The sequence below is a fragment of the Trichococcus sp. TS_SC_9 genome (assembly GCF_056156325.1).
Genome location: NZ_CM149591.1, coordinates 2,041,433 through 2,056,093, shown reverse-complemented (window position 1 = coordinate 2,056,093; position 14,661 = coordinate 2,041,433). Strand labels below are relative to the sequence as shown.

The following is a 14,661-nucleotide window of genomic DNA, read 5'->3' as shown; positions in this document are numbered from 1 at the left end:
AGAGCTGGCTGAATGGGTTCGAATCTCTGGCCAACGCAGCTAGACCGGAGATCCGATACCTGATTATCGTTGCTGCTCCAATAAAAGCTGTCCAACCGGAGCTGGGATGACGAAAAATACCGAAAAAAAAGAACCTGATCCAAAGACCAGGTTCCTATAAGTTTAATTTTGAATTAAGCTTTGTTTACGTTTGTTGCTTGAGGTCCACGGTTACCTTCTTCGACGCTGAAAGTTACTGCTTGTCCTTCTTCTAAAGATTTGAAACCTTCAGATTGGATAGCTGAGAAATGTACGAATACATCGTCTCCGTTTTCGCGTTCGATGAAGCCAAAACCTTTGTCTGCGTTAAACCATTTTACTGTACCTTGTTCCATAATTGAAAATCCTCCTCGTGCTATTGCACATATATCATACATTGTTGCTAACGCTACGGATCGGAATTTTCGTAATGCAATTCGTTTCTCTAACCCAACAAAATGTTAAATTCATTGTATCATGCTTTATTCAATAATGCAAATCGAAATGGCAAATAAATTCGCAATACTGATACAATTCTTTTTTTTCCGTGCGCCATTCTACAATTTTTCGTCAAAAAAAGAACCTGATCCGAAGATCAGGTTCCTATAAGTTTAATTTGAATTAAGCTTTAGTAACGTTTGTTGCTTGAGGTCCACGGTTACCTTCTTCGACGCTGAAAGTTACTGCTTGTCCTTCTTCTAAAGATTTGAAACCTTCAGATTGGATAGCTGAGAAATGTACGAATACATCGTCTCCGTTTTCGCGTTCGATAAAACCAAAACCTTTTTCTGCGTTAAACCATTTTACTGTACCTTGTTCCATAATTGAAAATCCTCCTCGTGCGTTTTGCACTTTATGATACATTGTTGCTAACGTTACGAATCGGAATGTTTTGAAACAATTCTTTTCTGCGCTTCACAAAATGTTAAAGTCATTGTACCATGGATTTTTGGGTTGTGCAAGCCCTATCCTCTTTTCTTGTGACTACAAATTAAATAAAGAGAAGCAACCTTTGCGGGATTGCTTCTCTCTTTTTCTTTATTTTTTTTCTTTATCAAGAATTTCGGATATTTTTCTATCGACATAATTTAAGCCCATACTCATGAAATATTCAGCCAAGTCTTCATCGCTGATATCTTTTACATCGTATCCGCCCTGTCTTCTTTTAGCGGCATACCCTTTTCTCATTTTTTCAAGCATGTCTTCGGGTAGCTCCACTTGGAATTTCTTCATTGTCATCGCAACCGCCTCCTATGTCGTTGTAAGCCTGAACGATCGGATAAGGTAATGTTACTTCCGCATTGATCAGGTAACGCTTTCATTATACCCTTCTTTTCAAAATATATACAGAATTTTATGTCTGAAGCAGCAATATATTCGATTATTTTCATTTAAATATGACAAAAACCTTTGAAGGGAGTGCATCTTCAACTCATCCTTCAAAGGTTTCCCTATTGGTTTTCAATTATCATCACTGATAGTGGTATTTCAGTCGATCATTCTTCAGAGCTGTCGATGATCAGTTCACCATTCTCGGTATTTCTCTGATAACTCTGGAAGAAATCCCAGATAAATGTGGCTTCCGGCTTGTAATTCCAATGCGCCAAGTCTTTAACGGCAGCTAATTTCATGACCACGCCGTTTGCATTAGAGGCTGTTCCGACCAGCATTTGCTTGTCGCCGAGTGCCGTCCATTCCTGATTATCCAACGCCACGCCGTAGAATTCATTCAACGACATGTCGTATTGCGGAGTTACATCCAGCTGGTTGATTTTTTGATAAGCTTGGATGAACGGGAACATATCGACATTCGGGTCATTCTGGAAAATGCCGGGGGTACCGAATTGTCCGGAACCGTCCACAGGGATCATCTGGAAATTATCGTGATCGCCGCAGATGTAGAGATACGGCACTTCGGGACCTGCATAGGTTTCCGCGATTGCGCTCAGCTCTTGCTTGTCTACACCCGGGGAGGAAACGGCCGCCACCGCTGCGAAAACACCCGGATATTTGACGCCCATCAAGGTTGCTTTGGATCCGCCTGCCGACAAACCGGTCAGATAAATCCGCGAAGGATCGATCTGCGGATATTTTACTTTCAGATCCTCGATCAGATTAAGCACGCCTTCTTCTCCCAAGCCTTCGATGCCGCCAAAATTCACTTCTTTGTCTTGCCATTCAGGCGAAACGACGATCAGATTTTCTTCAGCAGCCAACTCAGTCCAACCGCTGGTGTCTCCCTGCAGTCTCGGATCGTTCGCAAAGCCGTGAAGAGTTACAATCAACGGCACTGTGTTATCCTCCTGCTCCACTGCTGCTTCAGGGATGTATTCGTACCAAGAATACGCGCCTTCCCCCTTGACGGGTTCGGCTATCATCTGATTGTAGGTGATGCCCAGTTCCTCAAAATTCGGAACCGCAACAAACGGGTAAGGATCTGTATATTTGCTGACGTCAGCCATGTAAAATTCCGTCAGTTCGTTATGCATCCGGTAATTTTTCGAGAAGACACGCTCCCAGGCATTGGCATAGGCTTCCTGCACGGTCTCTTCTTCCGCATTCACGACGACTTGCTGGAACTCATTATCCTGATTGCGGTAAACGGTCAGATCGTCCTCTGTCAGCTGTTCCTCGGCTGCATTCGCTGAAGTGTAGAAATCCGTTACAGCTTCTTCGGAATTGCTGAGGTATACAGGAACGGGGGTCGTCGATGTGCTGGCCGCATCTACCTCACCGCCGTACAGCATCATCCCTGCGATCGAATAACTTTCCTCCCCCATAAAGTTGTTTACGAAAGTCGCACCTTCATCCAGCGCGATCACTTTGACGTTCTTCACTGGCGCTTTCGCCAACAGTTTGATGAAAGCTTCCGCATCCTCCGCTTGATACCCACCCTCATTCAGAGGATTGATCACGTAGGCTTGCCCTGCCCATTCCTGGACATCCGGCAACAGTCCGATTTCGTCCAATAGTTCTTCTGCTTCCGCTTCGGTCTTTTGGCCGGCGTAAATATAGAAGGTCGGCATCAATACATCCGAGCGTGCGCTTACGTAGCCATCCTTCATGGCATCATAGGCAAAGTAATGCAATTGTGACGCTTCATCCGTTGCCGTCTCTTCCAAGGCGATGCCTGTTTCCGGCGAACTTGCGGCTGATTCCGCCGTTTCGGATGGAGACGCGCAGGCGCCGAGGTTCAACACAGCCATCAGCACGGCCGCTTGTCCGATTTTTTTGATATTCATTATTTTGCCTCCATTATTTTGAAATGGTCATTCAAGCAAAGCGGAACAGGTTAGGCTCATGCATTTCCCCATCCGATTGCTTCTACAGCATCAGCCGTCTGGAGGAGCGTCAGCCTGATTGTCAGGCGTTCCCCTCCCAAGGCTGTAATGTTTTTGTTGATGATTTGATACGTATCCTCTAAACGAAGATCGTAGTCCAACGATTCCGGAAGCGACACGCTGTATACGATTCCATTGTCATCAAGCCGCTCCCACTGCGCTTCGATTTCCCCTTTCGCAGTGAGGAGTGAACCATTTACTTCGGTTAGATCCTTTGCGAAGTAAGGAGCCAATTGGATGCTGTAATCTTTTTTGAGTGAAATGCCTACCAGCTTTTCCATCATCCAAACCGAATAGGAAGAAAACATCGCGTGGTTCAAGGATCCTTGCACCGTGTTCGTTCCGTTCTTCACAGGGAAATATTCACTCAATGTCTGATTACCGTTTGCCAACATGCTCAGATAATTCGGTTCCCGGCGGCGGGACAGCCAATTGTAGATCAAATCGTCTTCGCCGACATCGGAAAGTATGGTGTAAGCCCACGACATTCCGAAAATGCCGAACCGGAAAACGCCGGCATCATCGTGGATGCGCTGGACCAATTTCGCTTCAAGGGCACGTTGTTCCTCGTCATCCCTGAAGAGACGCCCTTTCAAGGCGAAAATAATGCTCGATTGCGTCCCAGAGGCAAAACTGCCGTCCTCGTTTCGGAAAAGAGCGATAATTCTGCTTCTTGCTTCCAGTATGCGCAATTCCAAAGTTTCCATCAGCGTTTCAGAAACTTCATGCGCTGCAAACAACTCTTTGTACTCCTCCAAAAGGATCAGATACATGCTGGCCGAACAGAACTCCTGATCCGGCGAGACGATGCGCTTATTCAGGACGCCGGCATCGACAGATCCCCAGTCGCCGAGGCAACAGTAACGGATATAGTCGAAATCGAAAGCCAGCAGATAATTCAAATGCTTAACCAATTCAGGCAGATGCTCGTGCACAAAGGCGGTATCCTGGTAATGCTGCTCGATTCTTGCAGCAAGCACAGGGAAAACCAATTGCCAGCCCAAGGAACCCGCCCCGTTGGAAGTCCCGTTCGTCATGATGCCGACGTAAGGGGCTGTCTGCGGAATGCCGCCTTCCGGTGTCTGATCATAAGCGAAATCCATAAAGACTTTCTTCAAAAGGTTATGCATATCGTGGCTGTAAAGATGGGAATCCACCAATGACACGATATCGCCTCCATAGCCGAAACGTTCCCTTGTGCAGTCCTCGAAGTAGGAATGGATGTTGTTCAAGCGGGTGTTCCGTGCTGCTTCCCACAGACGATTCAACTCTTCTGAAGTCGATCCGAACCGGCTCACTGACGCGAGGTCTGTGTACACGCTGTAAGCCTGGATGTTCGAAATCAGCTTCTCCACCAAATCTGTTTGCGGATCTGCCTTCACCAGCACATAGCGGAAGGAGTGGTAACAGTACTGATTTTCAAAACGGTAAATCTCTTTTTCAGTTTTTTTGATGACATCCTTCTGGATGATCGGGTCACCCGAATTTATGCCGTGCTCTTCATCCGTCACGCCGTAGGTTCCGCTGATGCTGGAATCAAAACTAATGGTTCCGTCAGCGTTCAGTTCCTCGGCGTACAGGAACGTGACCTGTCCCATAAAATCGGCGACGATGTCGCAAAGGAAATGACCGGATAGGATTGTCCCGAAATCGATCAGGATGCCTCCATTTGCATAATGGTTCGCCACCAAGGCAGGCAGGTAATGCTTCTGCCTCTTGATTTTGGGGATGAAACTGGGCGTCAAGCTGCCAGCCGGTCCAGCTATTTTTACCGTCTTCTGTATTGTGGCTGCCTCCGGACCAGCATCCGTCACGACTTCCCCGATGTACAGATTATTGAACAGATAGTTGCCTTGTTTGCTTTCCCAGCTCGAATCCGAGTTGATCACGATTTTTTCATTTGCAGCAGTCGTGATCGTCAGTTGACTGATCAGGCAAGGTTTTCCGACAGCGAGCTGCTTGCGCACATTGTATTTTCCCAAAATGGTGATGGGAGCTGCATTGTACCAACCGTTCGCCAATTCCACCGACAGCTTGTTGCTGCCCTGCTTCAAAATTTTTCTGATGTCATAGGTGTCGTAATAGACTGTTTTGTCGTAATTCGTCACATCGTTGTTCAGGTAGGAATCGCCCATACGATGCCCGTTCACGTACAAGGTGTAATACCCCAAGCCGCAGATATCGATTGCAGCCTCCTCAATTTCATCGGAGACATCGAATTCCTTTTCCAGGATGATGTTGGGCCGTTCATTCAAAAAATCTGCTTCTTTTTCAAGCGGATTGTCCAACCGCGTGATCCAGCTGGCCTGACCCAAGCTGACGCTCAAAGGTTGGACCCTCCCGTTTATCGTCAGCTGATCCGTTGCAGTCATTTAACGGATTCCTTCAGCTTCCTGGATAACCGAATCCGAACCTGTGCTGTCCATTTCTTTTTCCTCTTTGTACAGTTGCTTGTCGGCCATCCGAACGAAAGGAATCCAAACAACTGTCGTGATTGCGATCAGGGCAATCTGAAGGAGTGAACCTCTGATGCTGCCGGTGACGAAATAGCCGCTGATGATTGGTGGCGTTGTCCATGGAATCTGCGCCAATCCTGTCGGAAGCGGCACAAGTCCCATCGCGAAGACGAAATAAGCGACGATAGTCGAAATGGCATTCGAGAAGATGAACGGGATGAAGTACAAGAAATTCAGCATCAACGGGATACCGAACAATGCTGGTTCGCCGATATTGAACATGTAAGGGACGCTTGAGATTTTGCCGACTTCTTTGTACTGTCTGCTCTTGGCTACGATCAGGATCGCGATGACGGCACCAACGACACCGATCGATGCGAAATGATTACGGAAGCTCATGCTGATGATGTTCGGAGGAATGGCGCCTGCCAACGATGCAACTTTGTTCTGATCTTCCAAAACTTGGTGGATGGGATCCATTACGGCTTGGATGATCGAGCCGCCGTGCAGGCCGAAAAACCACAGGAATTGTTCAAAAATTTTGACGACGACCAAGCCACCGATTGAGCCGCCTAGGTAAGTCAATGGTTTTCCTAATGTGCCGTTGATCAATGTCAAAGCGTCACTCTTCAGTAACAACTCGATGACCAAGCGGATGATGAAGAAGATAGTCACGACGATGAAGGAAGGGATGACCGATTCGAATGGTCCGGCAACTGCAGGTGGTACTGATTCAGGCAGTTTGATTTTGATTCCTCTTTCTTCAATTTTTTTGTAGATGATGGTGCTGAACATGCCGACCAAGATGGACAGGAACATCGATTGTGCGCTGATTTTTGTGATGTTCAGAAAATCGACGCCTTCGATGTTATCCAGCGGCGTCAGCAAAAGGAAGGAAACGACAGCGGTAATGATGCATTGCAGCACGTTGGTTTCCAGCTTATCCGCCAAAGATTTCGCCATGGAAATGACGACAATCAAGCCGCCTACCGCCAAGGTTGCACTGTTCACGTATAATAATTTCGATTGCCACACAAATGCATTTTCTGTGCCTAAAATCATCGTTATAAAGTCAGTAACCTGGGTAATAGGGAAAAAGGCGATGATCAAAAAGATCGAAGCGATAAAAGTAAAGGGCATGTATGCCAGCATGGCATCTCTGACGGAAGTCAGGTAAATGTTATTGTTCACCTTGGTGGCGAAAGGTCCAACTGTGTTTTGAATCTTGTCGCTGAGGGACATTTTTTCAGTATTCATGAATTTTCCTCCTATATTTGATACTTCTGTGCAAAGAACAATGTCAGACGAATCATATTGACTAAATTTATCATCCGGATTATCATTATGGTATCGCTAACAAGTACATCTTAACGGATAGACCGTAATTTATTAATATCATATTCTTACGAGATGATTGACCATTTCTTACCTGAAGGAGATTCCATGGATAAAGCACAGATTCGCGAAAAACTATTCACCCATACAGTGACAGAGAAACTTTATCTTCAGAATGCAGACGGTCCGCCATCGGACTTCTTCGAAAATTTTGATTCCTATCTGAACGAGGATGCTGAACGCGTATACCGTTATACGTTTGAAAAAATCCTAAAAAGTGCCGAAGAGCGACAGAAAGAACGCGCCGGTTTTATCGAAGGCAGTCAGCTATTGATACTGAAACATGCACGCTACTCCTATACGCCTCTCCACGTCCATGATTTCATTGAAATGAACTATGTCTATTCAGGCAATATAGATATTATAATCGATGGGACAGAAATTTCATTAAAAGAGGGGGATTTTTGCATCCTGGACACCGGCGTTTGCCATCGGATCCTAGCTACGGGCGAAAACGATATTTTGATCAACTTCTTGATGAGGAAGGAGTACTTCTCTACCCACATGCTGAGCCGGCTGGCCTCAAACAGCATCATCACTCAGTTTGCCGTCAACGCCCTCTCCCAAACACAGAAGCATGACCGCTACCTTCTTTTCAACACAACAAACAGCGAATTCTTGATCGATGCCATCGAGGGGATGCTCGTCAATTACTATGAACCGTCATCCTATTCAAAAGATGTGACCGACGCCTACATGATCATCCTCTTTTCCGAGCTACTGAAGGCTTTCCAGCAGAAACAATCCAGCGAACATCGCAAGGCGGATCATTCCTACATCGGCGACATTCTGCTCTTCATCGAAAAGAATTATCAGGACTGTAGCCTGCAGCAAATTGCCGATACTTTCAAGTTCAATCCAAGTTATCTGAGCCGATTCATCAAGAGCCAGACCGGAAAGACCTATGTCGCGCTGGTACAGGAGCTGCGTCTCAACAACGCCTGCATCCTTCTGAAGAACACCGACACCCCAATCGAAACCATCAGCGAACAGATCGGTTACAGAAACGTCACTTTCTTTTACCAGAAATTCAAAAAAGCCTATGATATGACGCCGCATGAATACCGGATGAGTTCAAATTGATGCTGCTTTTTCCGACAAAAAAATAACCGCGCTCCCAGTAAGGAGGCGGTCTTCATTCTTATTGACTTATTTTCTTTTCTTGAACAAATCCCGAATCGAGAACGTGGCTTTTTTGTATATTCGGTTATAGGCAGTCCTTTTGGCATCCCGGATCAGGCCCATGCCTTTTTCACCGTAGAACGGATTTGTTTTCCGCTTGATCGCCCGCTTCACCTTTCCGGTTGTCCTAGCCTTAAATGAACGTTTCAGGCTAAGTTTGCGCATGCCGAATTTCATAGTGACCAGTCCTTTCTAGCGTACAGGAATACTTCTGTATGCTCGATCTGCTGTTAGGGCTCTTCAATCGGCTCAAGTTCCATCTCGGACACCCACTTGTGGTTATTAATCGTTTTCCCAGTGACCGTATCTGTATAATCCACCATATAGACTGTAGTCGTTTCAGCAGCTTCGATGATGGCGGTCGCGCCATTCATGCCTTCCGTGTGCTCAGCATCCAGCATCACTTCACTGCCGACGGTGAACGGCTCGGTACCGGCATCCATGATTTCTTCTTGGATAACCCATTGGTGGTTCTCCACTCTTGGATCTCCATTGGTTGGGTCATAAGAAACTTCGTAAACAATCGTGTCGAAGGCTCCAACGATTGTGGCTTTTGCACCGTCCATTCCTTCCATATGCCCTGCCTGCATGATGACGGAATCACCAACTTTATAAGTAGGATTTTCAGCTTCCATCAATCCTTCCGGAATTACACCCGAATCGTCGTGGACCATATCCCCCATGCCTTCTGAACTGCTGTCGGAAGACTCCGCAACCATGCTCCCCATCGAAATACTTTCTGATCCGACAGAGACTTCCTCCGTGCTCGTGTCCGTTGAACAAGCGGCCAATAATACAATAGCCGATAGACTGAAAAAACTCATCAACATTTTTCTTTGTCTCATTTCTATCCATCCTTTCTTAATGGTGGTGCTTGTCACTTACTTACAGTGTACTGAAAGTGATTGCGCATTTCAAAGGATAGCCCTTTCAGAAAAACCGATATGATACACATTAAGATCCAAAACCCCTTCGCTCCGGGTCGGCACAGCTTTGAGATTCTTTTTAGTTTGCGGCACACTGCCAAAATATTTTGTGCATAATCCTTGCTTTTTGGAATGGATGCCGTATAATATGAAATGCAAGATAACTCTGTGCATTCCCATTACGGGGACGTTACGGATTCGACAGGTATAGGTCGAGCTTTTGATGCGCTCCGTAGGTTACGTCTACGCTAAAACGTTACAGTTAAAACAACTGACAAAACACAAAACAACACTTTAGCTTTCGCTGCTTAATTGTAGCTAGCTAAGATCCTCCTGGTATCGCCCATGTACTCAGATCAGGGTCTCAATGATGTGGGATACGCTGTGACCTTCCATCTGGAGGAATCAGAAGAGAACAATCAGATTAGCCAACAATAATGCCTGTTAAACGGCTAGTTCAAGGCGAATTCCAATAGTTTAACTATGAGCGTAGACTTGAAAGTGCCGATATGCTTGGACACGGGTTCGACTCCCGTCGTCTCCATACTACACTAGTATGAAGCGACACCCCACAGAAATACCGATATGAAGCGATTCATTCGACATTCTGTGGGGTGTTTTTTTGTCGTTCAGCAGGTTGGTTGGCTTTAGGGCGGGAGCGGCCTCTAGCTTATCGAGCTAAGGTCTCGACTGTTTAGGTTACCATTCTGGTCTATCGACCGACATCCGCGCCATGTCTCGACTGTTTGAGTCACACCCTGCGTCGAACAGTCGACACAATCACTTTGTCTTGACTTTTCCTGTATCCGGGTCGAGCTAACGGTTGACACATTCGTCTTGTCTCGGTTGTTTATGTTACCCTCCTGGCCTAACGACCGACACAAATAAACAAAAGAAAAGAGAAGCGGCTGCCCCAACGAGGCACCCCCTTCTCTTTTCCGCTTACTGATTTGATCGCTTATTTACTCATGTCTTCCAATTGGAAATGGATGGTTTCCATCGCTTGCAGCAACGCTTCTGCTGTATCCAACGAGGTCAAACATGGGATGTTGTTTTCGACTGCTTCACGGCGGATCAGGAATCCGTCGGTCTCGCTCGTTTTGCCTTCCGTCATCGTATTGACGACCAGGTTGATGCGGCCGTCGCGGATGGCGTCAAGAATGTCGTTGCTGTTTTCATTGATTTTCTCAATGACGTCGACTTTGATTCCTTCTGCTTCCAACGCTTTGCCGGTACCTGTCGTAGCAACGATGTGGTAGCCTAACGAAATCAAGCGTTTCGCCAATGGGATGATTTCTTCTTTGTCTTTATCCGATACCGTCATCAAAGCTGTACCATAGTCAGGCACATTCACGCCGGATGCGATAAAGCCTTTATACAAAGCTTTCGGCAAGTTGACATCTTTACCGATGATTTCTCCGGTGGACTTCATTTCCGGTCCCAGAACCGTGTCGACTTTCTTCAGTTTGCTGAAACTGAAGACTGGCATTTTCACGTATACGCCCGATTTCGACGGAACCAGACCTGTCTTGTAACCCATATCCTTCAGTTTCAGTCCTAGTATCCCTTTTGTGGCCAACTTCGCCATCGGAATGCCGGTTACCTTGCTCAGGAACGGAATCGTCCGGCTCGCGCGCGGATTCACTTCGATGATGTAGACAACGCCTTCGCTGATGACGAACTGGATGTTCACCAAACCGATGGTGTTCAAACCTTGCGCCACGCGGATCGTGTAATCTTCGATCGTCTGGATCAATTCAGGTGACAGGTTTTGCGGTGGGTAAACAGCGATCGAGTCGCCCGAGTGGACTCCGGCACGTTCGATGTGTTCCATGATGCCCGGGATCAGGACGGTTTCGCCATCGCAGATCGCATCGACTTCCAATTCTTGTCCGATCAGGTAATGATCGACGAGGACCGGACGTTCCGGACTGGCCACGACCGCTTCGCGCATGTATTTCTCAAGGTCGGCTTGGTTGTAGACGATCTGCATCGCCCGGCCGCCCAATACGTAGGACGGACGCACCAAGACCGGATAACCGATTTCGTTGGCAACTGCGACCGCTTCTTCAACGGTCACGGCCGTCTTGCCGGGTGCTTGCGGGATATCCAAGTCGCGCAACAACTGTTCGAACAGTTTGCGGTCTTCGGCGCGGTCCAGATCTTCCAGGCTCGTGCCCAGGATCTTAACGCCGTGTTTCACCAATTTGTCGGCCAGGTTGATGGCCGTTTGGCCACCGAACTGCACAACAACACCCAACGGTTGTTCCAAGTCGATGATGGCCATCACGTCTTCTTCAGTCAATGGTTCGAAATACAGCTTGTCGGAGATCGAGAAGTCCGTCGAAACGGTTTCTGGGTTGTTGTTGACGACGATCGCTTCATAGCCGGCTTCCTGGATTGCCCAGACAGCGTGCACGGTTGCGTAGTCGAACTCGACCCCTTGGCCGATACGGATTGGACCGGAGCCCAAGACGATGACTTTTTCGCGGTCACTCGGGAACGATTCCTGTTCCATCTCATACGTGCTGTAGAAGTACGGTGTGAAGGATTCGAATTCGCCTGCACACGTATCCACCATTTTGAAGACAGGGACGATGCCGTTGGCTTTGCGCAACGCGTAGATGTCTTCTGAAGCCAGGCCCCATAATTCCGCGATGATTTCGTCGCTGAAGCCGTATTTCTTCGCTTCGCGCAGGATCTCGAGGTCTTTTGGTTCGGCTGCCGCCACTTCCTTCTCCAAGTCGATGATGTGCTTGAATTTGTAAAGGAAGAAGTAGTCGATTTCGCTCCATTCGTGGATCGTTTCCGGTGTCACGCCGCGGCGCAATGCTTCTCCCAGATAGAAAAGACGTTCGTCGCAAGCGACTCGGATGTTCTGTTCGATTTCTGCCATCGTAACGGTCTGGCCTTGGTCTTTCGGCAATGCCAGATGATTGACGCCGTATTCCAAAGAACGGACGGCTTTCAGCATCGATTCCTCGAATGTATGGCCCATGGCCATGACTTCGCCGGTGGCTTTCATCTGTGTGCCGAGGGTGCGATCGCCCTTTTCAAATTTATCGAACGGGAAACGCGGGATTTTGGATACGATATAGTCCAAAGCCGGTTCAAAAGCCGCATAGGATGTACCGGTGACCGGGTTTTTCATTTCATCCAAAGTCAGGCCGACAGCGATTTTCGCTGCCATCTTCGCAATCGGGTAGCCGGTCGCTTTACTCGCCAAAGCCGAAGAACGGCTGACGCGCGGGTTCACTTCGATGATGTAGTAGTCAAACGAGTACGGATCCAATGCCAGCTGGACATTGCAGCCGCCTTCGATTTTCAGGGCGCGGATGATCTGCAGGGAGACATCACGCAGCATTTGGTATTCTTTATCGGATAAGGTTTGGGAAGGCGCCACGACGATGGAATCGCCTGTGTGGACGCCGACCGGATCGATGTTTTCCATGTTGCAGACAACAATGGCGTTGTCGTTGCTGTCGCGCATCACTTCGTACTCGATTTCCTTGAAGCCGGCGATCGATTTCTCCAACAAACATTGCGTCACTGGTGAGTAGCGCAAGCCGTTGGCGACGATTTCGCGTAGGTCAGCTTCATTGTGACAGATGCCGCCGCCGGTGCCGCCCATTGTGAAGGCCGGACGGACAATCAGGGGATAGCCAATTTCGGCAGCGAAGCGAAGTGCTTCGTCCACATTATGGACGATGTCGCTCTCAGGAACCGGTTGATTCAATTCCGCCATCAATTGACGGAACAAATCACGGTCTTCGGCTTGTTGGATGGAACTCAATTTTGTTCCCAACAATTCGACATTGAATTCTTCCAATACGCCTGCTTTATCCAATTCTACAGCCATGTTCAAACCGGTTTGGCCGCCTAAGGTCGGCAAGAGGGCATCCGGGCGCTCTTTGCGGATGATGTTCGTGATGAACTCTACAGTTAGTGGCTCCATGTAGACTTTATCAGCGATTTCAACGTCCGTCATGATTGTAGCAGGGTTGGAGTTGACCAAAATGACTTTGTATCCTTCTTCTCTTAAAGCCAAGCATGCTTGCGTTCCGGCATAGTCAAATTCAGCGGCTTGGCCGATGATGATGGGGCCTGAGCCGATTACTAAAATGGATTGAATGTCGGTACGTTTAGGCATGTTGTTTTCCTCCTTGGACTGCTTTCATAATATCTACAAAATGATCGAACAAGTAATTTGCATCGTGCGGTCCCGGAGCTGCTTCCGGATGGTATTGAACCGAAAAGACCGGTTTGGTTTTGTGTTTGACGCCTTCGTTCGTGCCGTCATTCAGGGCGCGGTGAGTTGCGACCAAGTCGGTTTGGCTCAGGCTGTCTTCATTCACGGCATAGCCATGATTTTGGCTCGTCAGGCTGATTTTTCCGGTTGCAAGATCTTTTACCGGATGATTTGCGCCGCGGTGACCGAATTTCATTTTGTAGGTTGTCGCACCACCGGCTAATGAGATCAACTGGTGGCCTAGGCAAATACCGAACATCGGCAGATTTTCCTGCGCAATCAATTGCTTGATCGTTTCGATCGCTTCCGGAACCGATGTGGGATCTCCAGGTCCGTTGCTTAACATGATGCCGTCCGGGTTGAAAGCTAAAATTTCGTCTGCGCTTGTGTTCCAAGGAGCCAGAATGACTTCGCAGCCTCTTTTCAATAATTCTGCAAGGATATTGTCTTTGAAGCCGAAGTCAAGCAAGACAACGCGTGGGCCTTCACCCGCAAATTTTTTGATTTCTTTTGTTGAATTCAATTGGATTTCGTCAACCGGCAATTCGTAGGCTTTCAATGATGCAACAATCGCATCCAAGTTGTCCGCATTTTTTACCATTGTACCGCGCATAACGCCGGCGTTACGGATTTTTTTGGTGATGCTGCGTGTGTCCACGCCGTAGATTCCTGGTACATCAAAGTCCTTCAAAGCTTCATCCAATGTTTTGGTGGAGCGGAAGTTGCTTGGATGTTCCGCCACTTCATGCACGACCATCCCTTTCAAGCCCGGAAGCACACCTTCATAATCGTCTATGTTGATGCCGTAGTTGCCGATCAACGGATACGTGAAAGTGATGATTTGGCCTGTGTAGGAAGGATCTGACAAAGTTTCTTGGTAACCTGTCATCCCTGTGTTGAATACGATCTCTCCGATTGCATCCTTTTCTGATCCGAAAGCATATCCTGGATAGCAGCTGCCATCTTCTAAAACTAAAAATCTACGTTGTTTCATGTTGTTCCTCCTGATTTCTGATTGACAAGGTACGTACCTCACTTGCATGAAAAATAGGAAAATGTAAAAAAAACACACCTATTATTGGGCGTGTTTCAAC

Annotated in this window: 11 protein-coding genes and 1 other RNA gene; 2 read left to right on the top strand and 10 right to left on the bottom strand. The window is 47.5% G+C overall.

The annotated features are described in order from the left end of the window. Window positions 1–173: 173 nt before the first annotated feature. From AC0J5I_RS09905 to AC0J5I_RS09880, 6 genes are all read right to left on the bottom strand, one after another. Window positions 174–374, bottom strand: a complete 201-nt coding sequence (locus AC0J5I_RS09905; RefSeq protein WP_086629034.1) for a cold-shock protein — start codon at window positions 372–374, stop codon at window positions 174–176. Between the two features lie 265 nt (window positions 375–639). Beyond that, window positions 640–840 carry a cold-shock protein gene (locus tag AC0J5I_RS09900; protein ID WP_086629031.1) on the bottom strand — a complete coding sequence of 67 codons (201 nt, stop codon included), beginning with the start codon at window positions 838–840 and terminating at the stop codon, window positions 640–642. 216 nt (window positions 841–1,056) lie between these two features. Beyond that, window positions 1,057–1,257 (bottom strand): hypothetical protein, encoded by a 201-nt coding sequence (locus AC0J5I_RS09895; protein ID WP_424199080.1) that lies wholly within the window; start codon window positions 1,255–1,257, stop codon window positions 1,057–1,059. 257 nt (window positions 1,258–1,514) lie between these two features. Then, a complete protein-coding gene (locus AC0J5I_RS09890; protein WP_475299653.1) occupies window positions 1,515–3,260 on the bottom strand; it encodes a CE1 family esterase in 1,746 nt (581 codons plus the stop codon). A 56-nt stretch (window positions 3,261–3,316) separates the two neighbouring features. After that, window positions 3,317–5,731: an alpha-L-rhamnosidase-related protein gene (locus tag AC0J5I_RS09885; RefSeq protein ID WP_475299652.1), complete on the bottom strand. Its 2,415-nt coding sequence runs from the start codon at window positions 5,729–5,731 to the stop codon at window positions 3,317–3,319. Continuing rightward, window positions 5,732–7,072, bottom strand: coding sequence for a PTS sugar transporter subunit IIC (locus AC0J5I_RS09880; protein ID WP_475299651.1), 1,341 nt, complete (start codon window positions 7,070–7,072; stop codon window positions 5,732–5,734). 186 nt (window positions 7,073–7,258) lie between these two features. On the opposite strand from AC0J5I_RS09880, the gene AC0J5I_RS09875 reads away from it, so the two are divergent. Beyond that, on the top strand, window positions 7,259–8,293 hold the full coding sequence (locus AC0J5I_RS09875; RefSeq protein ID WP_475299650.1) for an AraC family transcriptional regulator: 1,035 nt from the start codon (window positions 7,259–7,261) through the stop codon (window positions 8,291–8,293). A gap of 66 nt (window positions 8,294–8,359) precedes the next feature. Here AC0J5I_RS09875 and AC0J5I_RS09870 read toward each other — a convergent pair whose 3' ends face one another. Together AC0J5I_RS09870 and AC0J5I_RS09865 are read right to left on the bottom strand one after the other, a co-directional pair. Beyond that, entirely contained in the window at window positions 8,360–8,569 is a 210-nt protein-coding gene (locus tag AC0J5I_RS09870; RefSeq protein ID WP_475299649.1) for a hypothetical protein, read from the bottom strand. A gap of 53 nt (window positions 8,570–8,622) precedes the next feature. Then, on the bottom strand, window positions 8,623–9,237 hold the full coding sequence (locus tag AC0J5I_RS09865; protein ID WP_475299648.1) for a YdhK family protein: 615 nt from the start codon (window positions 9,235–9,237) through the stop codon (window positions 8,623–8,625). Window positions 9,238–9,501: 264 nt separating this feature from the next. Between AC0J5I_RS09865 and ssrA the strand changes: the two genes are divergently transcribed. Further along, window positions 9,502–9,865, top strand: a transfer-messenger RNA (tmRNA) gene (ssrA, locus tag AC0J5I_RS09860). Window positions 9,866–10,276: 411 nt separating this feature from the next. On the opposite strand, the gene carB is transcribed toward ssrA, so the two are convergent. Further along, window positions 10,277–13,468 (bottom strand): carbamoyl-phosphate synthase large subunit, encoded by a 3,192-nt coding sequence (carB, locus tag AC0J5I_RS09855; protein WP_475299647.1) that lies wholly within the window; start codon window positions 13,466–13,468, stop codon window positions 10,277–10,279. Continuing rightward, window positions 13,461–14,561, bottom strand: a complete 1,101-nt coding sequence (carA, locus tag AC0J5I_RS09850; protein WP_475299646.1) for a glutamine-hydrolyzing carbamoyl-phosphate synthase small subunit — start codon at window positions 14,559–14,561, stop codon at window positions 13,461–13,463. The genes carB and carA overlap by 8 nt, the downstream gene beginning before the upstream one ends. Window positions 14,562–14,661: the final 100 nt, after the last annotated feature.

What these genes read in the sequence shown, in the direction of transcription:
- AC0J5I_RS09905 (WP_086629034.1), bottom strand. Translation starts at nt 374, where the DNA reads ATGGAACAAGGTACAGTAAAATGGTTTAACGCAGACAAAGGTTTTGGC.
- carA (WP_475299646.1), bottom strand. Translation starts at nt 14,561, where the DNA reads ATGAAACAACGTAGATTTTTAGTTTTAGAAGATGGCAGCTGCTATCCA.
- AC0J5I_RS09890 (WP_475299653.1), bottom strand. Translation starts at nt 3,260, where the DNA reads ATGAATATCAAAAAAATCGGACAAGCGGCCGTGCTGATGGCTGTGTTG.
- AC0J5I_RS09875 (WP_475299650.1), top strand. Translation starts at nt 7,259, where the DNA reads ATGGATAAAGCACAGATTCGCGAAAAACTATTCACCCATACAGTGACA.
- AC0J5I_RS09870 (WP_475299649.1), bottom strand. Translation starts at nt 8,569, where the DNA reads ATGAAATTCGGCATGCGCAAACTTAGCCTGAAACGTTCATTTAAGGCT.
- AC0J5I_RS09885 (WP_475299652.1), bottom strand. Translation starts at nt 5,731, where the DNA reads ATGACTGCAACGGATCAGCTGACGATAAACGGGAGGGTCCAACCTTTG.
- AC0J5I_RS09880 (WP_475299651.1), bottom strand. Translation starts at nt 7,072, where the DNA reads ATGAATACTGAAAAAATGTCCCTCAGCGACAAGATTCAAAACACAGTT.
- carB (WP_475299647.1), bottom strand. Translation starts at nt 13,468, where the DNA reads ATGCCTAAACGTACCGACATTCAATCCATTTTAGTAATCGGCTCAGGC.
- AC0J5I_RS09865 (WP_475299648.1), bottom strand. Translation starts at nt 9,237, where the DNA reads ATGAGACAAAGAAAAATGTTGATGAGTTTTTTCAGTCTATCGGCTATT.
- AC0J5I_RS09900 (WP_086629031.1), bottom strand. Translation starts at nt 840, where the DNA reads ATGGAACAAGGTACAGTAAAATGGTTTAACGCAGAAAAAGGTTTTGGT.
- AC0J5I_RS09895 (WP_424199080.1), bottom strand. Translation starts at nt 1,257, where the DNA reads ATGACAATGAAGAAATTCCAAGTGGAGCTACCCGAAGACATGCTTGAA.